Origin of the sequence: Catenuloplanes sp. NPDC051500 (assembly GCF_044454585.1) — a bacterium.
Taxonomy (GTDB): Bacteria; Actinomycetota; Actinomycetes; order Mycobacteriales; family Micromonosporaceae; genus Catenuloplanes.
Genome location: NZ_JBITDX010000028.1, coordinates 12618 through 35706, shown reverse-complemented (window position 1 = coordinate 35706; position 23089 = coordinate 12618). Strand labels below are relative to the sequence as shown.

General features: G+C 71.5%; 20 protein-coding genes. 14 read left to right on the top strand and 6 right to left on the bottom strand.

All coding sequences use genetic code 11. The features are described from left to right. The first annotated feature begins 15 nt into the window (after positions 1-15). A complete protein-coding gene (locus ACIA8K_RS36255; RefSeq protein ID WP_396067772.1) occupies positions 16-1320 on the top strand; it encodes a hypothetical protein in 1305 nt (434 codons plus the stop codon). A 277-nt stretch (positions 1321-1597) separates the two neighbouring features. Here ACIA8K_RS36255 and ACIA8K_RS36250 read toward each other — a convergent pair whose 3' ends face one another. Both ACIA8K_RS36250 and ACIA8K_RS36245 read right to left on the bottom strand, forming a co-directional pair. Next, a complete protein-coding gene (locus ACIA8K_RS36250) occupies positions 1598-2800 on the bottom strand; it encodes a hypothetical protein (protein ID WP_396067770.1) in 1203 nt (400 codons plus the stop codon). 44 nt (positions 2801-2844) lie between these two features. Next, positions 2845-3690 (bottom strand): peptidoglycan-binding protein, encoded by an 846-nt coding sequence (locus tag ACIA8K_RS36245; protein ID WP_396067768.1) that lies wholly within the window; start codon positions 3688-3690, stop codon positions 2845-2847. A gap of 140 nt (positions 3691-3830) precedes the next feature. On the opposite strand from ACIA8K_RS36245, the gene ACIA8K_RS36240 reads away from it, so the two are divergent. The 3 genes from ACIA8K_RS36240 (at position 3831) to ACIA8K_RS36230 (ending at position 7599) form a co-directional block, all read left to right on the top strand. Beyond that, positions 3831-4361: a GNAT family N-acetyltransferase gene (locus ACIA8K_RS36240; RefSeq protein ID WP_396067766.1), complete on the top strand. Its 531-nt coding sequence runs from the start codon at positions 3831-3833 to the stop codon at positions 4359-4361. 76 nt (positions 4362-4437) lie between these two features. Further along, the gene (locus ACIA8K_RS36235) at positions 4438-5982 is read left to right on the top strand and encodes a GAF domain-containing protein (protein WP_396067764.1); all 1545 of its coding nucleotides are present in this window, start codon (positions 4438-4440) and stop codon (positions 5980-5982) included. A 621-nt stretch (positions 5983-6603) separates the two neighbouring features. Beyond that, positions 6604-7599 carry an SDR family NAD(P)-dependent oxidoreductase gene (locus ACIA8K_RS36230; protein ID WP_396067762.1) on the top strand — a complete coding sequence of 332 codons (996 nt, stop codon included), beginning with the start codon at positions 6604-6606 and terminating at the stop codon, positions 7597-7599. 16 nt (positions 7600-7615) lie between these two features. Here ACIA8K_RS36230 and ACIA8K_RS36225 read toward each other — a convergent pair whose 3' ends face one another. Beyond that, positions 7616-8161, bottom strand: a complete 546-nt coding sequence (locus ACIA8K_RS36225; protein ID WP_396067760.1) for a TetR family transcriptional regulator — start codon at positions 8159-8161, stop codon at positions 7616-7618. A gap of 140 nt (positions 8162-8301) precedes the next feature. Between ACIA8K_RS36225 and ACIA8K_RS36220 the strand changes: the two genes are divergently transcribed. From ACIA8K_RS36220 to ACIA8K_RS36205, 4 genes are read left to right on the top strand one after another with little or no spacing between them, the layout of a single operon-like run. Then, positions 8302-9153 carry a lysostaphin resistance A-like protein gene (locus tag ACIA8K_RS36220; RefSeq protein WP_396067758.1) on the top strand — a complete coding sequence of 284 codons (852 nt, stop codon included), beginning with the start codon at positions 8302-8304 and terminating at the stop codon, positions 9151-9153. A gap of 23 nt (positions 9154-9176) precedes the next feature. After that, a complete protein-coding gene (locus ACIA8K_RS36215) occupies positions 9177-10349 on the top strand; it encodes a sensor histidine kinase (protein ID WP_396067756.1) in 1173 nt (390 codons plus the stop codon). Then, positions 10346-11008, top strand: a complete 663-nt coding sequence (locus ACIA8K_RS36210) for a response regulator (RefSeq protein WP_396067754.1) — start codon at positions 10346-10348, stop codon at positions 11006-11008. Before ACIA8K_RS36215 ends, ACIA8K_RS36210 begins: the two co-directional genes overlap by 4 nt. Positions 11009-11039: 31 nt before the next feature. After that, positions 11040-11507, top strand: coding sequence for a hypothetical protein (locus tag ACIA8K_RS36205; RefSeq protein WP_396067752.1), 468 nt, complete (start codon positions 11040-11042; stop codon positions 11505-11507). Here ACIA8K_RS36205 and ACIA8K_RS36200 read toward each other — a convergent pair. Further along, positions 11504-13966 (bottom strand): HAD-IC family P-type ATPase, encoded by a 2463-nt coding sequence (locus tag ACIA8K_RS36200; protein WP_396067750.1) that lies wholly within the window; start codon positions 13964-13966, stop codon positions 11504-11506. The genes ACIA8K_RS36205 and ACIA8K_RS36200 overlap by 4 nt on opposite strands. Before the next feature lie 188 nt (positions 13967-14154). Between ACIA8K_RS36200 and ACIA8K_RS36195 the strand changes: the two genes are divergently transcribed. From ACIA8K_RS36195 to ACIA8K_RS36175, 5 genes are all read left to right on the top strand, one after another. Continuing rightward, positions 14155-15144, top strand: coding sequence for a Bug family tripartite tricarboxylate transporter substrate binding protein (locus tag ACIA8K_RS36195; RefSeq protein ID WP_396067748.1), 990 nt, complete (start codon positions 14155-14157; stop codon positions 15142-15144). Beyond that, positions 15141-15677, top strand: a complete 537-nt coding sequence (locus ACIA8K_RS36190) for a tripartite tricarboxylate transporter TctB family protein (RefSeq protein ID WP_396067746.1) — start codon at positions 15141-15143, stop codon at positions 15675-15677. The genes ACIA8K_RS36195 and ACIA8K_RS36190 overlap by 4 nt, the downstream gene beginning before the upstream one ends. A gap of 1 nt (position 15678) precedes the next feature. Continuing rightward, the gene (locus tag ACIA8K_RS36185) at positions 15679-17166 is read left to right on the top strand and encodes a tripartite tricarboxylate transporter permease (protein WP_396067744.1); all 1488 of its coding nucleotides are present in this window, start codon (positions 15679-15681) and stop codon (positions 17164-17166) included. A 77-nt stretch (positions 17167-17243) separates the two neighbouring features. Beyond that, the gene (locus ACIA8K_RS36180; protein WP_396067742.1) at positions 17244-18881 is read left to right on the top strand and encodes a methyl-accepting chemotaxis protein; all 1638 of its coding nucleotides are present in this window, start codon (positions 17244-17246) and stop codon (positions 18879-18881) included. Between the two features lie 169 nt (positions 18882-19050). Next, the gene (locus tag ACIA8K_RS36175) at positions 19051-20205 is read left to right on the top strand and encodes a hypothetical protein (protein WP_396067740.1); all 1155 of its coding nucleotides are present in this window, start codon (positions 19051-19053) and stop codon (positions 20203-20205) included. Between the two features lie 65 nt (positions 20206-20270). On the opposite strand, the gene ACIA8K_RS36170 is transcribed toward ACIA8K_RS36175, so the two are convergent. After that, complete coding sequence (locus ACIA8K_RS36170) at positions 20271-21347, bottom strand: serine hydrolase domain-containing protein (RefSeq protein ID WP_396067738.1); 1077 nt, start codon at positions 21345-21347, stop codon at positions 20271-20273. A 220-nt stretch (positions 21348-21567) separates the two neighbouring features. On the opposite strand from ACIA8K_RS36170, the gene ACIA8K_RS36165 reads away from it, so the two are divergent. Further along, positions 21568-22284, top strand: coding sequence for a helix-turn-helix domain-containing protein (locus ACIA8K_RS36165; RefSeq protein WP_396067736.1), 717 nt, complete (start codon positions 21568-21570; stop codon positions 22282-22284). Here the strand turns inward: ACIA8K_RS36165 and ACIA8K_RS36160 are convergent. Beyond that, positions 22281-22991 (bottom strand): lytic transglycosylase domain-containing protein, encoded by a 711-nt coding sequence (locus ACIA8K_RS36160; RefSeq protein ID WP_396067734.1) that lies wholly within the window; start codon positions 22989-22991, stop codon positions 22281-22283. The two genes, ACIA8K_RS36165 and ACIA8K_RS36160, sit on opposite strands and share 4 nt — an antisense overlap. Between the last annotated feature and the right edge of the window lie 98 nt (positions 22992-23089).

Here is a 23089-nt window from a genome sequence, read left to right as displayed (position 1 = left end):
AACGGAGCAATCACCATGATGGACGAAGAGTTCCACGCGCTCGACGACGCGTTCGCCACCTTCCGCGACGGCTCCGGGAGCCTGCCCACCCCGCTCGGCCCGTCCGCCGCACGCGCCACTGTGCGCCGCCGGCGTCAGCTGCGCGCGGGCATCACCGGTGGTCTGACCGCACTGCTCATCGCGGCCCCGGTGGCCGCCTATGCGGCCGGCGTGATCGGCACGAACGGACCACCGGCCGACCCCGCCACCCAGCCGCCCGCCCCGCCGCCGTCCGCGACCGCCAGCCCGTCCCCGAGTCCGACCGCGTCGCCGAGCCCGCAGAGTTCCGAGGAGTCGCCCGCCCCGCCGGACGGGAGGATCGACCTGAAGAAGGGGGAGTGGACGCTCAGGCTGTCGAACTGGCCGTACGTCTCGAAGGGGTGGTGCGCGGCGGGGGACATCACGTTCACCGACGGGAAGTCGCCGGGCGCGAGCAGCAACACGGTGCCGAGGGGGGATATAGAGATCGGCGAGGTCACCTATGTGGACATCGACTCGGATGGAGCCGAGGAGACCGCGGCGGTGGTCACCTGCACCGGCATCGAGATGGGCGAAAGTCAGGTAGTGGTCCTGGACCGGGACCCGGCCGGGAACGTCATCACGTTCGGCACCGCGCTGTTCACCAAGGCGGACTTCGCGGACATCCGCAACCTGCCGATGGTCATCCGCGGCTTCGAGGCGCAGGGCAACGGCCTCGCGGTGGAGGTCGGCGACAGGTACACGTGCTGTGGCCAGAGTGTGGACGCCGGACAGTGGCAGTGGCGCGTCTTCTCGTACGCCGGCGGCGAGTTCGTGCAGATCGGCGGCCCGAGCGAGTTTCCGCCCAACCCGCTGGTGACCGACCTGCGGGTGGTGTCCGCGATCGTGGAAGGCAGCACGACGGGAGACACGTTCACCGGCACGCTGAAGATCACTGTGCGAAACGCCGGGCCGTTCAAGGCCAATGCCTTCGTGTCGTTCTCCCTGCCCAGGCCCGCGACGCTGAAGACGGTTCCGATGGGGTGCGCGCGTGACGACGGCGCGATCATCGGGCCGGACGAGCAGGACCGGGACTTCGCCTACTTCTGCGAGCTCGGCCCGACCGCGACCGGCGGTGACGTCACGCTCGAGACGTTCCAGGTGACCGGCCCGGCCGCGGACTTCGTGGTCGGCGACCAGAAGGTGTTCGCGGTCTCGATCTGTGCCGCCGTCGACCCCACCGGGTTCCCGGCGGGCAACAAGCAGCTGCCGGACGCCAAGTACGACGACAACTCGGTAGAGAAGACGTTCACCGTCAAGTGATCCCTGCACCCTTCCCGGCGCCGATGGTGCCGGGAAGGGTGTCTCCACGCGCGCTGACGTGCGTCAGCACCGCACGGCGTCGACGGACTCGCGGATCAGATGGCGAACAGGTACCAGTAACCGGCTGCGGCGGCGACTGCCAGGGCCAGCGTCGCCCCGGCGATCCACGGCGTCCGGCTGCGGCGCTCGCGGTGCATGTAGACGGCCATCGTCGTACCCCCTCAGGTTCGTCGCCGAATCTATGGCGTCCGGGCGCCGATGACCTGAGCACCGGTACTCAGCCCAGGATGAACACCAGCTCGTCCAGCCACTGACCGTGCCGGCCGCTGGCCTGGACCAGGTGGACGAAGTCGCGGGCCTCCGCGCGCAGCACCGGCCCGGCCTGCACGCGGAGCCGGTCCAGCAGGTGTTCGATCGGCACCTCGTCGTCGAGCGCATGCCGGACCGCGTCCGACACCGCGGCGTCGAGCAGGGCCAGCGCCGGGTCCAGCGGTGCGGCGACGCCGGCCACGATCCGGTCCCAGCGGTGCAGCGCGGGCACCGGCGACGGGCGGCCTGGGGCGTACCTGCCGGCCATCGCGGCGGCCAGGTGCGCGCGCAGCACGGCGGACCGCACGGTCGCCGCGGCCGGGTAGGTGAGGTGATCGAGCCGCCCGTCACCGCCGAGAAGCACGCCGAGCGCGCGAACCCGTTCCGCGGCCGCGAGTACACCTGCCGAGAGCAGCAGCTCACCGATCACCCTGACCGGGTGGCCGCCACCGGGCAGCAGCTGCGCGGACGCCTCCACAAGCACGTCCGCGGCGAACAGGTCGGCCACGGTCTCCGCGCGCACGTCAGACGGGCGCAGCGGCCGCCGGCGCAGCACGTCATCGACCGCGTCGTGCCCGTCCCGGCGCTGCGCGGCCAGCAGCATGGTCCGCACTGACGCGTCGGTGAGTGGGCCGCGGGCGTGCACGCGCGAGTCCGCGAAGTGGCCGAACTCGTGGGCCAGCCCGAAGAACCAGAGCGCCAGATGCGCCTCCGAGTCCGCGGCGCCCTCAAGCGCGTCCGCGTGCGGTGCTGCCCAGTCCCGGTCCAGGAACGCGGCCGCGCCGCACCGGGCGGCGAGATCCGGGTTGCCGAGCCGCAGCGCGGTCTCCGCGAGCAGGTGAAGAACCGCCTGACGGCAGAGGATCCGGCGGGTACGGGACGGAAGCCCGTCGGCCAGCAGCAGCGTGCGGAGCAGCAGCCCGGACCGCAGCGACCGCCGGCTCCACGCGACCACCGGCTGCGGCAGCCCGGGCAGCGCCAGCACCTCGGGTGTGCCGTCGTCCACCCAGATCACTGCCGGGTCCGCGTGGAGCTGCCCGGCGATGATGTCCAGCACAGCGTTCATCGGCGTGTCCAGGTCGCGCGGATATACCGACCAGGCGACGCCGCCGCCGATGAGCTGCGGCACGGCGCGCCTGAGCCGCTGGCGCAGCAGCTGGTCGGCCTCCACCGGCCAACTATCGGCCAGGGTCGATCGTTCTCGGAACCGGCCGTTCAGGCCAATGCGGCAACCGTGGCGGGGACGGCTGTTCCGAGCGCCGCCCAGGTCGCCGGGCCGACGATCCCGTCCTCGCGCAACACGTGCGCGCGCTGGAACTCGCGCAGTGCCCGCTCGGTGGTGAGGTCGAGCGTGCCTGTCACGTCCGGCAGGTAGCCGAGCACCAGCAGGCGTTCCTGAAGCAGCACCACCTCGGCGCCGCTGTCCCGCGCGCGCAGCTCCGCGCGATGCCCGAGCGGCCGGTACCAGAGCGTGTCCGGATCCCAGTGGTTCTCCGCGGCCAGCGCGGCAGTGCGGAACAGCGCGCGGTCGCCCGCGTTCCGCTGGGTGGCGCCCTGGATGCGCCCGTGGTCGGCCGCGGCCCGCCAGTCACCGGCCGCGCAGTCCGCGCGCAGGTCAGGCCAGCCGGAGAAGTCAGGGCCGTGCGCCCAGCCGAGGCTCAGCAGCGCCAGCTGGGCATCTGCCGGCCAGCGCGGGAAACCGGCGAAGTCCGGCGTGCGGATCAGCCGGTCCTCAAGCGCCGCGAGCCGGCGGGCGGCCAGCTCGTCCACGCCGTCCTCGGTGAGCCGGGCCGAGGTGAGCGCGGCGAACTCGTGCGGCCGCCCGGCCCGCTCCGGGTGGGTCTGGACGGCCGTGTAGTCCTCCCGGATCTGGCGCGAGGTGGCGCCGAGCGCCGGGTCCCCGGCCAGCACGAACGGCAGCGACGTGGCCTCGTCCGACGACTCCAGCCTGCACCCGGCGCCGACCGTGACCAGGCCCCAGCTGTCCAGGTAGAGGTGCGGAGTGCGGCCCTCGATCGGCTCGGTGAACGTCATGAACGCGTCGGACACGGAGGTTCTCATGCGAGGAGCGTAGGAAGCGCCGTACCGGATATGTTGTCATTTATGGTTTTTCAACGAGTGCGGAGATCGCCCGGTGGCAGCGGTCCGCGGCGCTCGGGTGGCCGGCGCTCTCGATTCCCGCTTCCGGGATAATCGGCCTCATGCTTGAGATATCCTTCGCCCCCGTTTCCGCCGCGGACGACGCGGAGTTCGTCTCCGAGGTCACCGCGCTTGTCAACGAGGTCTATGCGGACGGCGAGAAGGGCATCTGGCGCGACGAGACCGCCCGCACCGACGCCGCCGAGATCGCCTCGTTCATCCGGGCCGGCGAGCTGGTGGTCGCACGTCTCGGCACCGTGCCGGCCGGCACGGTCCGCCTGCAGCGGCTCCCCGGCGGGGAGGGCGAGTTCGGCATGCTCACCGCGCACCCGCAGCACCGCGGCGCCGGCCTCGGCCGTGAACTGGTCGCGTTCGCCGAGTCCTGGGCCCGGGAACAGGGCCTGGCCGTCATGCAGCTGGAACTGCTCTACCCCACGGAGTGGGAGCACCCGGTCAAGGCGTTCCTGCGCGGCTGGTACACCCGGATCGGCTACCGGCTCGTCCACACGGCGGACTTCGCGGAGTCGTACCCGCGTCTCGCCCCGCTCGTCGCCACCCCCTGCGACTTCCTGGTCTTCCACAAAACCCTGTAAAACCACTTATGGCCGGAATGTCACCCGAGGAATCCTCAAATGTTGGTCTACTGGGGGTCAACACGGGAGGTCAGGCATGGGGCTGTTCCGGACACGGTCGACGATGGTCAGCGGCGCGCCGCGGCCGGTGCCACGTGACGTGGAGTCGCTTGAGGCGCTGGTCCTGGCGCTGGAGGGCGTGACGGACGAGGCAAGCGCCTGGCGGGCCACGGTCGAGAGCATGGTCCGCTCCTACGAGTTCGGCTACGGCGCGGTGTGGCTGCCGGACGGACGCGGCAACGTCGAGGTCCGCTTCGAAACCGGCGGGATCGTGCCGCAGATGAACGCCGTCATCGCGGGCCGCCCGGTCCCGGCCGATGCAGGGCTGGTCGGGCGCGCCTACAAATCCAAGCGGCCGGTGTACGTCGGGGACCTCTCCGACTGCGACGACTGCCTGCGCTGCCAGGCGGCCGGACGCGAGGGAATGGCCGCGGCCGTCGTCATGCCGGTAATGAAGAACAACCAGGTGCTTGCCGTCTTCGAGTACTTCGCCCGCACGCCGCTTGACCTGGACGGCCCGCGCACCGACAAGTGGATGTCGATCGCGCGCATCGCGGAGCAGGCCCGGACCAGCGCGATCTCCGCGGCCGAGCTGCGACAGGTGGCGGCGGACCGGCTGGCGGTCACCGAGGTGGTCGCGAAGATGGGACAGGCCCAGGACATCCAGACCGCGCTGCGGCTGGCGCTCGACACGGTACGGACCGCGTTCGGCTGGGCGTACGGGTCGTACTGGGAGGTCGACCCGGAGCACAACGTGCTGCGCTTCCAGGTCGAGTCCGGCTCCGCGGGCGACGAGTTCCGGAAGGTGACGCTTGCCGCCACGTTCGCCGAGGGCGTCGGGCTGTCCGGGCGGGCCTGGCGGGCACGCGACCTGGTCTTCGTGCGCGACCTCGCGGAACTAACCGACTGCGTGCGTGCGCCCGCGGCCCAGCGCGCGGGCGTCCGGTCCGGCGTCTGCTTCCCGATCATGAGCGGCGACCGGATCGTCGGCACCATGGACTTCTTCACCACCGAGTACATCGACCTGTCCGACTCCCGCACCGCCGCGCTGCGCAACGTGCAGCAGCTGGTCTCCCAGCGCCTCGACGTGCTGCGCAACTCCGAACGCGCGGCCGACAATGCACGGGCGCTGCTTGACACTGTCGCCCGCCTGCGCTCGGCGAGCGACGACGCCACACGCGTCGCCGAGGAGGCGGTCAGCCGCGCCACCACGATGACCGGCGAGGTGGCCGCGCTCGGCCAGGCCTCCGCCGCCATCGGTGACGTCATCAAGATCATTTCCTCGATCGCGGAACAGACCAACCTGCTCGCCCTGAACGCCACAATCGAAGCCGCACGCGCCGGCGAAGCGGGCAAAGGCTTCGCGGTAGTGGCCGGCGAGGTCAAAGACCTGGCCCGGGAGACCGCCGAAGCCACCCAGAAGGTCGCCGACCAGATCGCCGGCATCCAGTCCAGCGCCCAGTCCGTCTCCGCAGGCATCCACACCACAAGCGAGACCATCGGCCAGATGGACGTGGTCCAGGCCCGCATCAACGAGATCCTCGAAGAACAGGCCACGATGGCCCGCCGCTTCGAGGCTTGAGTTTCTGGTCGTCGCTTCGCTCCTCCGGGCTCGGCGCCACTCCCGGCTAGCTTTATGGTCGTCGCTTCGCTCCTCCGGGCTCGGCGCCACTCCCGGCGCTGACGCGGCCACCGGCAGACGAAGAGCGTGTCTGCCGGTGGCCGCGTCAGCTCTGGTCGAACGCGCCTCACGTGGGCGGTACAGACGCGCGCGGGTCGGGGGAAACTGCAGATGAAGGGCGTCGTGGGCTGAGGTTTGTGGGTGTTCACCGGCCCACCACGCCGGCCCAAAGCTCCACCACACCGGCCCATCGCTCCGCCACGGGCCGGCCCGCCACGGGCCGGCCCGCCACGCGCCGGCCCGCCGCACGCCGGGCCACCGCCCCACCACACACCCCGTCGCCCGCCGGCCCGCCGCCCGCCCGCACGCCCGCCAGCGGCCGTGCGCCCTCGCCACACGCCGCCCTGCCGCGCGTTGGCCCGTGGCGCGTCGGAGCGTCGTCCTGCTGCCCTGCCGGGCGGGGCGGCTGGCGGTCCTGATTCGGCCGCCGCGCAAGTCTGCTGGGAAGCGGTGGTGGCGGGGCTGTGGGGCGTTGGAGTGGAGGTGGGTAAACTAAGTTTACTTTGTTGTGGCGGAGGGGGAATGGTGGAGAAACGGGAGAAAGTGCTGACGGCGAACAGCACGGTGGGGGACTGGCTGGGGCATGAGACGGGCGGGCCGGCGCTTCGGGGACTGCTCGGGCAAGGGGGGTTCGACGAGTCGATGTTGGGGCCGGTGAAGGGGGTGCCGCTTGCCACGCTCGTGGAGCTCAGTGACGGCAGGGTGCCGCGGGCGGTTGTGGAGGGACTTGTCGCGGCGGTGAACGGGGGGCGGATACCTGAGGACGATGAGAGTGCGTGGGTCGAGCGCATCGTGCCGGGGCGCTTCGAGGGCAGGACCGTGATCGTGACCGGGGCCGCGTCCGGGATCGGCCGGGCCACCGCGTCCCGGATCCTGCGGGAGGGCGGGCGGGTGGTGGCGGTCGACCTGGCCGAGGACCGGCTGGACGGCCTCGGTGGCGACGTCGTTCCGGTGGCCGCGGACATCACCGCGCAGGACGGCGTCGACCGGATCGTCGCCGCGGCGGGAACGCGCATCGACGGGCTGGCGAACGTGGCAGGCATCCCTGATGACTTCGCGCCCGCGCACCTGGTCACGGACGCGGTCTGGGACCGGGTCTTCGCGGTCAACGTGGACGGGCTGTTCAAGCTGGTCCGCGCGGTGCTGCCGGCCATGATGGACGCGGGGCGCGGCGCGATAGTGAACGTGGCGTCCGAGGCCTCGCTTCGCGGGAACGCGGCCGGCCTGGCCTACACGGCGGCGAAGCACGCGGTTGTCGGCCTCACCCGGAACACCGCGTTCATGTACGGCCCGCACGGCATCCGGGTCAACGCGGTCGCGCCCGGCGGCGTCGCGACCGGGATGGCGGCCGGCACCTCCGACTTCGGGCGCGCGCGTCTCGGACCGTTCCTGCAGCTCATCCCGCCGGTGGCGCTTGCCGCGCACCTGGCCGCGTCGATCACGTTCCTGCTCAGCGACGACGGCATCAATCTCAACGGTGTCGTGCTGCCGTCGGACGGCGGCTGGTCGGTGCAGTAGCGCGAACGGAGACGGCTCAGTAGAGGACGGCCTGCAGCAGCGCGCCGTACCGGACCGCCAGGTCCCGGGGGTCGGCGGCGAGGAGTTCGGTGTCGCCGACCACCCACAGCGAGTACGTCAGCCCGCCCACCACCGCGCCCGCGATCCGCGCCCGCAGGTCCGCGTCCGGGCCGGTGAGGCGGGCGCGCAGCGGGGCGACGAACGACGTCTCGTGCACCTGGCGCAGCCGCTCCTCGATCGACGGCTCGCCGCTGCCCCGTACCAGCGCGAGGTAGACGCCTTTGATGTGTTCCTCCGAGCCGAGGACGACTGTGATGAAGCGCTCGCCCAGCTCCGTCAGCGGTACGTCAAGGAGGGGTTCGTCGTCGATGCTCAGGTGCATGGTCGCCAGGAACAGCAGCTCCTTGGTGCCGAAGTGGCGGATCACCAGCGCCGGGTTGGCCTGTGCGTCCGCGGCGATGTCCCGCACCGACGTGTGCGCGTAACCCCGCTCGCGGAACAACCGGGTCGCCGACGACCGGATCTCCGCCCGCGTCGCGTCCGCCGATCCCCGTCGCACCATGTAGTGATCTTAGGCGTCCCCCACGCGGGGGACCTCTGACTGTTCCCCTGACGGGGATTTTTCGGCGCCTCCGCGTCCATAGCGTCTGTGGTGTCAGCGCGGCACCCCCGCCGCGCACGGAGTCGCGAGGAGCGTCACGCATGTCCCGGATCACCACGCCGCCGTCCTGGATGCGGATCGCCGGCGTACGGCTGCTGCTCCTGTTCGTGGTCTTCACGCTGATCTCGGCGGTGATCAACGCGATCAACACGGCCGCGCTGGGGTTGCCGCCGCTCGCGGTGGTCACCGGACTGGTCACCGGCGGCCTGACGCTGCTGGCCTACCGGGTGATCGTCGGCTGGCTGGAGCAGCGCCCGGTCACCGAGGCGGAGCCGGCCACGCTGCTGCCGGGCGTCGGCCGCGGCACGCTCGCCGGCATCGGGCTGTTCACGCTCACCATCGTGGTCATCGCGCTCCTCGGCGGCTACCGGATCGGCGGCTGGGGTTCGTTCGGCGCGATGGTCGCCACGTTCGGGCTGATGTGCGGCGTCGCGGTGGTCGAGGAGATCCTGCTGCGCGGCATCGTCTTCCGGATCCTGGAGCAGTGGGCCGGCACCGCGATCGCGCTCGCCGTCTCCGGCCTGATCTTCGGCGCGCTGCACCTGTTCAACGACGGCGCCACGATCTGGGGCGCGCTGGCGATCGCGGCCGAGGCCGGAATCATGCTCGGCGCCGCCTACGTCGCCACCCGCTCGCTGTGGCTGCCGATCGGTCTGCACCTGGGCTGGAACTTCGCGGAGCTGGGCTTGTTCGGCTCCACGGTGTCCGGCTCGTCGCTCAAGGACGGCGGCCTGGTGCGCGGCCTCGCGACCGGCCACGACGCGATCTCCGGCGGCGCGTTCGGCCCGGAGGCGAGCATCGTCGCGGTGACCGCCGGCGTCGCGGTCAGCGTGGTCCTGCTGCGCCGCGCCGCGAAGGCCGGCCGCATCGTTCGACCGTCGTGGCGTCGATGATTCCGCCTCGCTACGCTGCCCGGGTGCTGCTGCGTCTGCCACTGGTCTCGAAGGTCCGGGACCGGTGGCGGTCCCTCGGCGTCTCGGTCCGCGACGGGGCGGTAGCGGTGCTCCTCGTCGCACTCGGGTTCCTGCCGCCGCTCGCCGAGATCGGCACCCGGCTCGGTGAGCTGCCGATCCGGCCGCTGGACGCGCTCGGCATCACTTCCGGGCTCGCGATGACGGTGCCGCTTGTGCTGCGCCGACGCCGGCCCGCCCTCACGCTCGCGGTGGTCGGGGCCGGCTTCGCCGTCCAGGAGCTGCGGGGGTACGCCACGTTCGCGAGCGTCGGCCTGCTGGTGGCGCTCTACAGCGCGGGCGCCTACCTGGTGCGATTCCGGTGGCCGGTCGCGGCGCTGGCGACGCTCGTCTACCTGCTGCTCGCGGCCGGGCTGGTCGCGGCCGGCTCGCCCGCCACGCCGGACGCGTACCCCCTGTTCTTCGTGGCTCTCGCCTCCGCCTGGCTGGTCGGCGCCTGGATACGCGACTACCGCGCCTCCGAGGTGGAGCGCCGCCGGCTCGCCGCTCAGACCGCGCTCGTGGCTGAACGCGAGCGCATCGCCCGGGAGCTGCACGACGTGGTCACCCACCACGTCACCGCCATGGTCGTCCAGGCCGGTGCGGCCCAGTTCGTCGCGTCCTCCGAGGAGCGGGTGACAGCGAACCTGGTCGCGATCGGCGAGACCGGGCGTCGCGCGCTCGGCGAGCTGCGTGACCTGCTCGGCGTGCTCGACCCGGAGCGCCGCGCCCCGATGGACCGGCTGCCCACGCTCGCCCAGGTCGACGGCCTGGTGGAGCAGTGCCGTGCGGCGGGGCAGCCGGTCGAGCTGCTGACCGAGGGCGCGCAGCCGGAGCTCGGCGCCGGGCGCGAACTGGCCGGGTACCGGGTGGTGCAGGAAGGGCTGACGAACGCGCTGAAGTACGCGGCCGGCAGCCGTACCGTGGTCCGGCTCGGCAACCGCCCGGACGCGGTCGACATCGAGGTCAGCACGTTCGGCGTGCCGACCTTCCTGGGCGCCGGCGTCGGCGGTTCCGGTCGCGGCCTGGCCGGGCTGCGCGAGCGCGTCGAGCTGTTCGGCGGCACGTTCCACGCCGGACCCCGTCCCGACGGGGGTTTCACGCTCACCGCCCGCATCCCGGTAGGAGAAGTGCAGTGATCACAGTGGTGGTTGCGGATGATCAGGCGCTGATCCGTACCGGCTTCGTGACGATCCTCGACTCGCAGGACGACATCTCCGTGGTCGGGGAGGCGAGCGACGGGAGGTCCGCGACGGAGACCGCGCAGCGGCTGCGCCCGGACGTGGTGGTGATGGACGTGCGCATGCCGGTGATGGACGGCATCGAGGCCACCCGGCGGCTGGCCGGCGCGGGCGTCGAGGAGCCGATGAAGGTGCTTGTCGTGACCACGTTCAACCTCGACGAGTACGTCTACGAGGCGCTCCGGGCCGGCGCCGCCGGGTTCCTGCTCAAGGACGCGTCCCCGCAGCAGCTGATCGCGGGCATGCGCACGATCGCGCGCGGCGACTCGCTGATCGCGCCCGAGGTCACCCGCCGGCTGATCGGGCGCTATGCGGCCCGCCTGCGCCCGGCCAACCCGGCCGTGACCGCGGGGTCCGCGCTCACGCCGCGCGAGTTGGAGGTGCTGCGCCTGATCGCGGCCGGCCACTCGAACGCGGAGATCGCGGCCGAGCTGGTGATCGGCGCGGAGACCGTCAAGACCTACGTCTCCCGCATCCTCACCAAGCTGCACCTGCGCGACCGGGTCCAGGCGGTCGTGTACGCCTACCGCACCGGCCTGATCAGCCCGAACGACTGACGTACCGGGCCGCCGGTGGGATCATCTGGCTATGCGCATGATGATCAAAGCCGCGGCGCTGGCCGGTCTCGCACTGCCGGCGGTCGTGCACGCGGCGCCGATCGTCCCGTCCGGCCCGTCGACGCTCCGCAACGCCGGCCTGAACGCCTGCCTGACCGCGGTAAGCGACGCGGCTGTCGCGGTCGAGCCCTGCGACGGCGGCCCCCGCCAGGTCTTCCTGATCCAGTCGGCCGGGGACGACATCATGCTCCGCCACAACGGCTGGTGCGTGCGGGTGGACTCCGGTTCGCGGCCGGTCAACGCCGCCCACCTGGGCCTCTGCAAGGGGACGGCGGAGGAGCACTTCACCGCCACCTCGCTCTGGCGGGACTCCGCGTTCATCCTGCGGGTGACCGGCTACCCACTGCGTGCCCAGCGCGTCGGCGAGCCGCCAGTGGTCGGCTATGCCCAGGCCGATCCCGGCCGCTTCCGCGAGTGGCGGATCCTCCCGCCCGCCTAGGAGATCGTGTCGAGGCCCAGCAGCCGGTCGAGGACGTGGAAGCGGTACGCCACTGTCAGCGCCGCGAACCAGAGGACCAGGGACAGCAGCACCACGAGGAACACCGGCCCGGCCGGTCCGGTCAGGCCGAAGTAGGACCAGAGCGCCGGCACCAGCAGCACCGCGCCGAACGCGAGGAACAGCGCCACCACGAGCAGGGCCGGTCGCCGGTCGCCGGTCGGGCGGGTCCAGGCGGCGAAGAGGCGGGACGGCGGCGCCAGGAACAGGATGAGCAGGAACGAGGCGCAGCAGAAGAACGTGGACAACCCGGTCTGCGCGCCGATCGTGGCGGCCGCGTCCGCGAAGTCGGTGTCGGTGCCGTACACCAGGCCCGTGTACTTCTCGAACTCGGCGACCACCTCGTCCGGCGTGCGCCCGGTGCTGAATCCGCCGCTGATCGCCTGGTAGAGCGTGGTGTAGACGGCCGTGCCGAAGCCCGCGGTGACGACCGCGGCCGGCATCACGAACCGGATCAGGTTGCGAAGCAGGTGCGGGTCAGGCCGTGCGGGCGCGGCCCAGAACGTCAGGAACGCGGTCGGGATGCCCACTGTGAACAGCGTCAGGCCCACCTGCGTCGGCGTGTACGGGAAGCCGAGGCCAAGCATTGTGACAGCGAGGATGACCAGGCCCTGGCTGGCGACCCGGGCGAGGAAGACGTAGAGCGAGATGCTGATCCCGCTGATGATCCGGCGGCCCTCCTCCTGCGCGGGCGGCAGCACGGCGAACGAGTCGTCGGTGAGCACGATGTCGGCCACGTCGCGGGTGACGGTGCTGCCGCTGCGCATGGCCACACCGACCTGGGCCTGCTTGAGCGCACGGGCGTCGTTCACGCCGTCACCGATCATGGCGACGTAGCGGCCCTGGCGGCGAAGCGAGCGGACGATGCGCTCCTTGTGTTCCGGCGCGACCCGGCCGAACACTGTGGTCCCGGCCACGACCGCATCAAGCGCGGCGTCGTCCAGGCCGTCCAGGTCCGCGCCGGGCACCGGATCCCCCGGGTCCATCCCGGCGCGCGCGGCGATCGCGGCGACAGTGCGCGGGTCGTCGCCGGACAGCACCTTGAGCGCGACCCCGTCCGCACGGAACCGGGCCACTGTCGCCGCCACGTCGTCGCGCAGCTCATCGGCGAGCGCGACAAGCGCGACCGGCTCCGCATCGGCGGGCAGGACCGGGCGTCCGTCGAGATCACGCAGGCCGGCCGCCGCACGGGAGAAGATCAAGACACGCAGACCCGCGGCGGTACGGGCAGCGACGTCCGGATCCGGCGAGGTGGGCGCGCCGAGCACCCAGGTGCCGTCGTCGGTGACGAGCCCGGACCAGCGCAGCGACGACGTGAACGCCACCTCGTCCCGGACCGCGACGGCCGGTCCCGGCAGTGCCGCGGCGAGCGCGGCGGAGGTCAGGTTCGGCGCGCCGACGCTGTGCACGAAGCGCCCGAGCGCCTCCGCGGCGGCCGGCGCGGAGTACCCGCCCAGCGGCACGATCTCCGCGAGCGACAGCCGCCCGGTGGTGAGCGTGCCGGTCTTGTCAGTGCAGACCACGTCCACGTTGCTTACCGACTCGACCGCGTTGACCTGCTGGACCAGTGCGCCGCGCCGGGCGATCCGTACCGCGCCTGTGGTGTAGGCGAGCGCGATCAGGAAGAACAGCCCGTACGGGATGAGGCCGGACAGCACCGCGCTGATCTGCACGACGCGCAGCAGCGTGAAGCCCTCAAGCGCGGCCTGCGCGATGATCGCCGCGCTCATCAGCGTGGTGAGCACCATGACCAGCCGGACCACGAACTCGATCCGCCGCTGCAACGGCGTCCGGTCCGTCGTGCTGTGGCGCGCCTCCGCGGTGAGCCGGCCGGCGTAGCTGTGCGCGCCCACGTCCCGGGCGAGCTGGTGACCGTCGCCGCCCACGCACAGACTTCCGGAGAGCAGGTCGTCGCCGGGCTGCTTCGGCACCGGGTCGGACTCGCCGGTGAGAAGCGACTCGTCCGCCTCGACCCGGCCACCGGGCAGCAGCGGCCCGTCCACAACGATCTGGTCGCCGGGCCGGATGCGCAGCACGTCGTCGCGGACCACCTGCTCCGGCCCGATCGTCTGTTCGACGCCGTCGCGGATCACCACGACCTCGGCCCGGTCAAGCAGTTGCAGCTGGTCGAGCTTGCGTTTGGCGCGGATCTCCTGGGCGGCGCTGATCACCGCGTTGATCAGGCCGAGGCCGACGCTGATCAGCGCGTCGCTGTACCGGCCGAGCGCGAGCAGGGCCGCGCCGATGACGAACAGCACCAGGTTGAAGAACGAGAAGACGTTCGTCCGGAGGATCTCGGCGTAGCCGCGCGACCCGCCACGCACCGCCGTGTTCGTCTCGCGCCGGCGCCGGCGCTCGGCCACCTCCGGCGCGCTGAGGCCGGACGGGGGTTGGTAGGTCATCGGTTCAGCATGCTGGATCTGCCTCGACACCACCTGATCATGACTGGTGGCGAGGGCGTGGGCGGGGATATGCCGGGGCTTGTCGAGTAATCCGGCGCCCCCGCACATTGAGCCTTGAAGATCGATCTCTGCGGGCGTATACAGAGATCGGCCGATGAGTCCACGGCAGAGGAAAGCGGGTGAGGTCGATGCGCTGGCGCAGTTCGGGGCCGTACGCGGCCGCCGCGCTCGTCGCGGTCCTGCTGGTCACGACCACGCTTGCCGGTCGTGGGGAGCAGGCGGACGCGGGCTTCCTGCAGGGCCGTCAGCTGCGGCTGATGGCGCCGGCCGCGCCCGGCGGCGGGTGGGACCAGACCGCGCGCGAGATGCAGGCCGCGCTGCGCGGGACCGCGGGCCGCACGGAGGTCTACAACGTGGCAGGCGCGGGCGGCACGATCGGGCTCAGCCAGTTCGTCCGGTTCGACGGCGACCCGACCCAGCTGATGGTGATGGGCTTCGTCATGGTCGGCGCGATCGAGAGCGACGACGCGCCGGTCCGGCTGGACCGGACCACGCCGATCGCGCGGCTGACCACCGACTACGAGATCCTTGTCGTCCCGGCGGACTCGCCGATCACCACGCTGGCCCAGCTGACCGAGCGGATGCGGGCCGACCTGCCGGCCGTCTCGTTCAGCGGCGGGTCCGCGGGCGGCGCCGAGCAGATCCTGGCTGGGCTGGTCGCGGGCGCCGTCGGGGCGGACCCTGGCAAGGTCAACTTTGTGGCGCATTCCGGCGGCGGCGAGGCGATGGCCACGCTGCTCTCCGGCCGCGCCACGGTGGGCGTCTCCGGCGTCTCCGAAATGATCTCCCAGATCAAGGCCGGCACGATCCGGCCGCTAGCGGTCTCCGGCGCCGCCCGGCTGCCCGCGCTGCCGGACGTGCCCACGCTTCGCGAACAGGGCGTCGACGTGGAGCTGTCCAACTGGCGCGGCGTGGTGGCGCCGGCCGGGATCAGCGCGGAGGACGAGGCCGCGCTCGGGACCCTGATCACGGACATGACCGCGAGCGAGGCGTGGCAGCAGACGCTCGCGGACCGCGGCTGGGGCGATGCCACGCTCGCCGGGCCGGAGTTCAAGCAGTTCGTCGCGGACGAGCAGCTGCGCGTCGCTGACGTGCTGGCGAAGATGGGACTCGGATGACGGCCCCGGAAGCAGCAGGCCCACCAAGAATCGCGGGTACGCCGGACGAGGCCGATGACGCCGCGGCGGCGACCGATGCGGGGGAGGAGCGGGCCACCCTGCTGCTCAGTGGCGTGATGGTGGTGGCCGCGATCGTGGTGTTGGTCGATGCCGCGGGCCTGCGGGGTGGCAGCGCGCCGGTCGGGCCCGCGGCGGCGCCGACGCTTGTCGGCGTGCTGCTCGGCACGCTCGGGATCGCCTTGGCCGTCCAGTCGCGCGGCGCACTCCGTACCATGGCGGCTTTTACGGAACGTCCGGCGAGATGGGGTCGCCTGGCGGCGCTGATCGCCGCGTTGATCGCGTTCGCGGTGCTGCTGCCGTTCGCCGGCTGGACGCTCTGTGCGACAGGGCTCTTCACCGCCGCGGCGCTGCTGCTCGGCGCGCCGAATCCGGTGCGGACCGCCGCTTACGGGTTCGCGCTGGCCGGGACCGTGTTCCTGATCTTCGACGGCCTGATCGGGCTGATCCTTCCGGCCGGACCGTGGGGGTTCTGACGTGGACGAGCTGCTGACCGGGTTCGCGGACGCGCTCACCCCGATGAACCTGCTGTGGGCGCTCGTCGGCGTCACCATCGGCACCGCGGTCGGCGTGCTGCCCGGCATCGGCCCGGCGCTCACCGTCGCGCTGCTGCTGCCGGTCACGTTCCGGCTGGAGCCGGCCGCCGCGCTGATCCTCTTCGCCGGCATCTACTACGGCGGCATGTACGGCGGCTCCACCACGTCGATCCTGCTCAACACGCCTGGCGAGAGCGCGTCGGTGGTCACCGCGCTGGAGGGCAACCGGATGGCGCGGGCCGGCCGGGGCGCGGCCGCGCTCGCCACTGCCGCGATCGGCAGCTTCGTGGCCGGCACCATCGGCACGATCCTGCTCAGCGTGGCCGCGCCGCTTGTCGCGGACATCGCGGTCGGGTTCGGCCCGCCGGAGTACGTGGCGCTGATGGCCGTCGCGTTCGTGACAGTGAGCGCGCTGCTCGGGCCGAACCTGATCAAGGGCGCGGCCGGCCTGGTCCTCGGCGTGGCGATCGGCCTGATCGGCATCGACACGCTCACCGGGCAGCCGCGTCTCGACTTCGGCCTGCCCGCGCTGCTCGATGGTGTGGACGTGGTGATCGTGGTGGTGGCGCTGTTCGCGCTCGGCGAGGCGTTCGGCCACCTGCTGGCGGGCACCGGCGACAGCCGCGTCATGCCGGTGCGTGGCAAGGCGGTGCTCTCCCGCGAGGACTGGCGCCGCTCCTGGCCGGCCTGGCTGCGCGGCACCGCGATCGGCTTCCCGATCGGCAGCCTGCCGGCCGGCGGTGCGGACGTGCCCACGTTCCTCAGTTACGCGCTTGAGAAGCGGCTCTCGAAGCGCAGCCACGAGTTCGGGCACGGCGCGATCGAGGGCGTGGCCGGCCCGGAGGCGGCGAACAACGCGGCCGCGGCCGGCGTGCTGGTGCCGCTGCTGACCATCGGGCTGCCCACGTCCGCGACGGCGGCGGTCATCCTCACCGCGTTCCAGTCCTACGGCCTGCAGCCCGGCCCGCAGCTGTTCACCGAATCAGGCGATCTGGTCTGGGCGCTGATCGCGAGCCTCTACATCGGCAACGTGATGCTCCTTGTGCTCAACCTCCCGCTGGTACGACTCTGGGCGCGCCTGCTCTCCATCCCCGCGTACGGTATCTACGCCGGCGTGCTGGTCTTCGCCACGCTCGGCACGTTCGCGGCCGGCGGCACCACCACGGACCTGCTCATTCTGGTCGGACTGGGCCTGATCGGCCTGCTCATGCGCCGGGCCGGTGTGCCCGCCGCGCCGGCCGTGGTGGGGCTGATCCTCGGGCCGCTCGCGGAACAGCAGCTGCGGCGCGCCCTCGCGCTCTCCGACGGCGACTGGGGCATCCTGGTCTCCGGACCGCTGACAGTGACGCTGTGGATCCTGGCGATCCTCGCGCTGCTGGCCCCGGCCGTGGTCGCGATGCGCCATAGAGCGGCCGCGACGGACGATTGAGACTTTTTACTTAACCCCGCCCTGATTCGTGCCGATGTGGCGTTTGCTGTGTCGTTCACGGGTGAGGGGCCTGTCTGATGAGTCAATACGCGGAGCGCCGCACGGGCAATGTCTTCGCCCGCCTGGTGGCTGACGTCAACGTGCGGACCAAGATCCTCGCGTCGTCCGTGGTGGTCATCGTCATCACCGTGCTGGTCGGGATGCTCTGCGTCCAGCGGATGTCCACGCTCAGCGGCCAGCTCGAGAGCATGAAGAACGAGCAGGTCGAGGGCATGAGTTATCTCGCCACGATGCGCCAGGGCATCGGCGGGATGTTCCGCGGCATGCTGCTCTTCAGTCTCGGGAACGCAATCTCACCGTCGGCCGAGGCCGTCAAGGAGACCAAGGCCGGCGACCAGATGGTCGACGACGCGCTCGCCGAGTACTCGAAGCTGAACACGGGCAGCAACGCCAGCGCGGAGCGGACCGCGGCGATCGAGGACTTCACCAAGGGCTTCACCGACTACAAGGCGCTCCGTAATGTGAACTTCTTCCAGGAGGCCGCGCCGGCCGGTTACACGCTCCCGGCCGACACCCTGGGCGCTTACGGCGTGGCCGAGAAGGCGATGACCGACGGCCTCAACACCCTTCAGGCCACCGAGTCCGCCGAGGCCGACGACGCGGCCAAGGCTGCGCTCTCCACCTACAAGACCGCCCGTAACCTGCTGATCGCCGCGGTCCTGATTGGCGCGATCGTCGGACTCGGCGTCGGCCTGATGGTCGCCCGCGCGATCACCACGCAGGTGAAGACGGTCGGTGACGCGCTGCGCGCGATGGCGGCCGGTGACCTGACCACTGCCGCGGAGGTCCGGGGCCGCGACGAGATCGGCGAGATGGCGGTCGCCACGAACGAGGCCCGCGAGGGACTGCGTACCACGATCGGCGCGCTGCACGAGAGTTCCCGCACGCTCGCGGACGGCGCCCGCCGGCTCACCGCGTCCACGGAGCGGATCGCGTCGAGCGCGGCCGAGGCCGCCAGCCAGGCCGACGTGGTGTCGAACGCGGCCGGTGAGGTCTCCGCGAACGTGACAACTGTCGCGGCCGGCTCCGAGGAGATGGGTGCGTCGATCCGCGAGATCAGCCAGAACGCGAACGACGCGGCCCAGGTCGCGGCGGAAGCGGTCGGCGTCGCGAACAGCACGAACGAGACCATCTCGAAGCTCGGCGAGTCGTCCGCGGAGATCGGCAACGTGGTCAAGACGATCACCTCGATCGCGGAGCAGACCAACCTGCTGGCGCTCAACGCCACGATCGAGGCGGCCCGGGCCGGCGACGCGGGCAAGGGCTTCGCGGTGGTGGCCGGCGAGGTCAAGGATCTGGCGCAGGAGACCGCGAAGGCCACCGAGGACATCTCCCGCCGGGTCGAGGCGATCCAGGTGGACACGCAGAACGCGGTCGAGGCGATCGGCGAGATCAGCCGGATCATCGCGCGGATCAACGACTACCAGCTGACAATCGCGTCGGCGGTGGAGGAGCAGACCGCCACCACAGGTGAGATGAGCCGCAGCGTCGGCGACGCGTCCGGCGGCACGTCGGACATCGCCAACAACATCAACGGCGTGGCGAACGCGGCCCGCGCCACCACCGAGTCGCTTGCCGAGGCAGGCGAGACGGTCGCGGACCTGAACCGCGTGGTCAGCGAGCTGGAGTCGGTGGTCGGCCGGTTCCGCATCTGAGCTGTCGGCGGGCCCTCCCTCCGCACGGTGCGGGCGGAGGGCCTCGTCGTCCTCTCAATAGTGAACGCGTCGTGAAGTGCCACGCGTCCTCGTAGCCCTATGCATACGCTCCGTGTTGATCAGGTGGAGATTTCTTTCACCGGGCTCTCAACACGGAAGGAAACAGTCAATGGCGACTGGAGTCTCGACCCGGCGTGTGCGCCGGGGCATCATCGCGGCCACCGCGCTGGCGCTTGCCGGTGGCGGGCTGACCGCGGCCACGCCGGCCCAGGCCGCGGCCGGCAATGAGGCCACGGCCCGGCTCGCACCGGCCGGCACCGCCGCGATCGACACCGCGCTGAACCGCAACGGCCGGCTCTCGGCCTTCGCGCGCGGCACCGACAACGCGATCTGGGTGAAGACCCAGAACAGCGCGGGCAGTGGATCGTGGACCGGCTGGACAAGCCTCGGCGGTGTGGTCACAGGTGCGCCGCGGGTCGCTGTCGACGCGGACAACCGCATCCAGCTCTTCGCGCGCGGCACCGACAAGGCCATCTGGACCAAGCGTCAGACCGACCCGAACAGCGCGGCCTGGTCCGCGTGGAAGAGCCTGGGCGGCGTGCTCGACAGCGACCCGTCGGTCATCGCCGACCAGGACGCCCGGCTGACGGTCTTCGGCGAGGGCACCGACGGCGCGGTCTGGAAGACCCGCCAGCAGGACAACGCGGGCGACGGCTGGACCGGCTGGACCTCGCTGGGCGGCGTGATCACCAGCGAGACGCAGCTCGTGCGGGACCGGGCGGAGCGGATCAACCTCTTCGCCCGCGGCACCGACAACGCGCTGTGGACCCGCCGGCAGTCGAAGGCCAACAGCGACGACTGGACCGCCTGGAAGAGCCTGGGCGGCACGATCAGCAGCGACGCCGAGCCGGTGCTTGACGCGGAGAACCGGATCCAGGTCTTCGCGAAGGGCGGCGAGGCGCTGTGGACGATCCGGCAGACCGGCCCGAACAGCGACTCGTGGGACAGCTGGACCAGCCTGGGCGGCGTCATCACGAGTAACCCGGCCGCGATCATCGTCGAGGACGGGCAGCTGCACGTCTTCGCGCGCGGCGCGGACAACGCGCTGTGGAGCCGGACCCAGAAGTCCCGCGGCAGCACCGGCTGGAACGACTGGTACTCGCTCGGCGGCGTCCTGACAAGCGAGATCGAGGCCGGCCGGGAGCGCGACTGGCGGGTGAGCGTCTTCGGGCGCGGCACCGACAACGGCCTCTGGGCGAAGTCGCAGTCCACGCCGGACAGCGCGTTCGGCAACTGGTACTCGCTCGGCGGCGGCATCATCTGACGCCGACGCGGGGTGCGGCCGACCGGCCGTACCCCGCGATCGCCAGCCCTCGGCGTCCGCCGGCCTCAGCGCGCCGTGAAGACCGCCCGGACCAGCGCGTCAAGCGCCGCCGGGAAGACCTCCGCCGGGTTGATCGGGGCGTCGCCCATGGTGATGCCCGCGGTAAGCGTCCTGCCGCCGTCCGGCGAGCTGTACATCAGCGCACCGAAGCCGCCCGGCGCTCCACCGTTGTGGTGGTAGACGGTGCCGGCCTCGCCCAGGTCCTGCGCGAAAATGCCGAGGCCGTAGTCGATCGGGCCGTTCGGGGTGCGCATCTCGGCAAGCAGCGGGGCTGGGAGGAGCCGTCCGCTGTTCAGCGCGGAGAAGAACGTGTGCAGGTCACGGGTGGTGGAGATGGCGGCGCCGGCGCCGGGCATCATCGAGAGGTTCTGGCGGGTGACGTCGGTGACCACCCACTCCTCGCCGTCCTGGTAGCGGTAGTAGCCGTGGGCGTGCGGGCCGGGCAGGTCAGTGGTGTCACCGGCCAGCTGTGTGTCGCGCAGGCCGAGCGGCTCCAGGATCCGCAGGTGTGCCTCCTCGCCGTAGGAGCGGCCGGCGATCTGCGCGACAAGCAGCGTGGCGAGCGTGTAGTTGGTGTTGGAGTAGCTCCAGTCGGCGCCGGGCTCGAAGCGCGCCGGCTTGGACAGCGCGAGCCGCACCAGGTCCTCCGCCCGGTAGGTGTCCAGCCGCGTGTCCACCCACTCCTTGCCGGTGGCCGGGATGCCCGCGGCGACCGTGCCGTCCGGGTAGTACTCGCCTGTGTAGTTGAACAGGCCACTTGTGTGCAGCAGCAGCATCCGGGCGGTGATGCGGTGGTCGAGGCCGAGCTCCGGCAGGTGGTCCGCGACCGGGGCGTCCAGGTCGAGCAGCCCGTCGGCCACCTGTTGCAGGACCACTGTGGAGGTGAAGGTCTTGGCGACGCTGCCGCCCCAGAAGCTGCCGTCGACAGGGGGTCTTTCGGCCGAGCCGAGCTCGCGCACTCCCGCGCTGCCCACCCACTCGCCCTGGGCGTCGTTGACGCGCAGCTGCAGGCCGGCGAATCCGGCGTCAACGAACGCGTCGGCGGCCGCCTGCAGTTCCGGGCGCTCACTCGTGGTGCTCATGTCGGGTGCTCCTTCGGCAGTTCGTTTCTGACATGCGAAACGCTACGTTGCTTTCACGTACCACGAAACAGCGAAGTTGCTCTAGATCTTTGTTTTTCCAGCTAGATCCGGTGTAAGTGTTGCAATGAATTGAAATTTAACGCAACGAAGCGAGTATGTTCGTTGCAACAGATTGGATGTAAAGGCTACGGTCGGGGCCACCGTCACGAAGGAGGCCGCGATGCCGGGCGGCAGGCTCACCCCGCAGGAACGCCAGCAGATCACGCTCGGCCTGGCCGAAGGGCTCGCCTACGCGGAGATCGCCCGGCGCCTCGGGCGCCCCACCTCGACGGTCACCCGGGAGATCATGCGCAACGGCGGCGCCACCGCCTACCGTGGCGACCTCGCCCAGCACGCCACCGAGCGTCGCGCGCGCGCTCGCCGGACGTCGGCCGTCAGGCTTCCCGGCGCGCCGCCGCAACCCCACGGGCGCGATGCCGACGCCGTGCGCGAGTACGAGGCGTTGTTCGCCGCCGTGTTCATGCAGTCCGGCCTGCCCGTGATGACCGCGCGCACGCTGACCGCGCTCTACACCACTGACACCGGCAGTCTGACCGCGGCGGAGCTGGCCGGTCGCCTGAAAATCAGCCCGGCCTCGGTCTCCAAGGCGATCGCGTTCCTGGAGGGTCAGGGCCTGGTCCGCCGGGAGCGGGACGACCGCCGCCGGGAGCGCTATGTGGTCGACGACGACGTCCTCTACCAGTCCACGATGGCCAGCGCCCGCTCCACCGCCTACCTCGGCGAGATCGCCCGTCAGGGTGCGGAGGTGCTCGGCCCCGGCACGCCGGCCGCCGACCGCCTGGAGAACATCGCGCGCTTCGTCGACGTCGTCTCGGACAGCATCGCCCGCGCGGCCGACCAGGCCCGCGACCTGCTCCACGGCAGGCTGGAGGGTTAGTACCAGCCGGAGTTGTTGGAGTGGGTCAGGGCCGCGCAGGGCGTGCTGTAGCGGCCCTTGATGTAGCCGAGGCCCCAGATGACCTGCGTCGCCGGGTTGGTCTGCCAGTCGTCCGCGACCGACGCCATCTTGCTGCCCGGGTTCGCCTGCGGGATGCCGTAGGCAGGTGTGGAGGGGTTCTGCGCCTTGGGGTTCCAGCCGCTCTCCCGCGTCCAGAGCTTGTCCAGGCAGCCGAACTCGGAGACCGCGAAGCCCTGGCCGACCATCACTGAGCAGCCGGTCTTGCGGTGGCCGCTGTAGGAGGCGCAGGAGCTGGGGACCGGGCCGTCGTACGGCTTGAGTGCCGCGTTCGCCTTGTCCTTCTCCTCGGCGGCGGCCGCGGCCTCGGCCTGCTGCGCCTTCTTCTTGCGGGTGACCGCGTCGTTCGCGGTGCGGGCGCGCTTCGCCTCGTCCTCCGCGGTCTTCGCGGCACGGGCGGCGGCGTCCCGGGAGGAGTCGTGCAGGCTCGCGGTCAGCTCGGCGTACTGCCGGTGGCGGTCCTTGAGGTACAGCTCCTCGGCGCGGTTCGCCTCCCAGGCGGCCTGCGCGGCGGCGGAGTCGTCCGCGTGCGCGCGGTCCTGGCTGAGGTAGACGCCGCCGCCGACCCCGGCCATCAGCATGGCAACCGCCGCGGACCTGACGCCGTACCTGCCGACCAGCGAGTTCACGAGAAGAGGTCCCTTCCGAGGCGGTGAGGCTCGACGGATGGGCACGCTACCACGATGCGTGAAGCGTTCTCTTGTTCGACGGAGAGCAATGAGAAGGT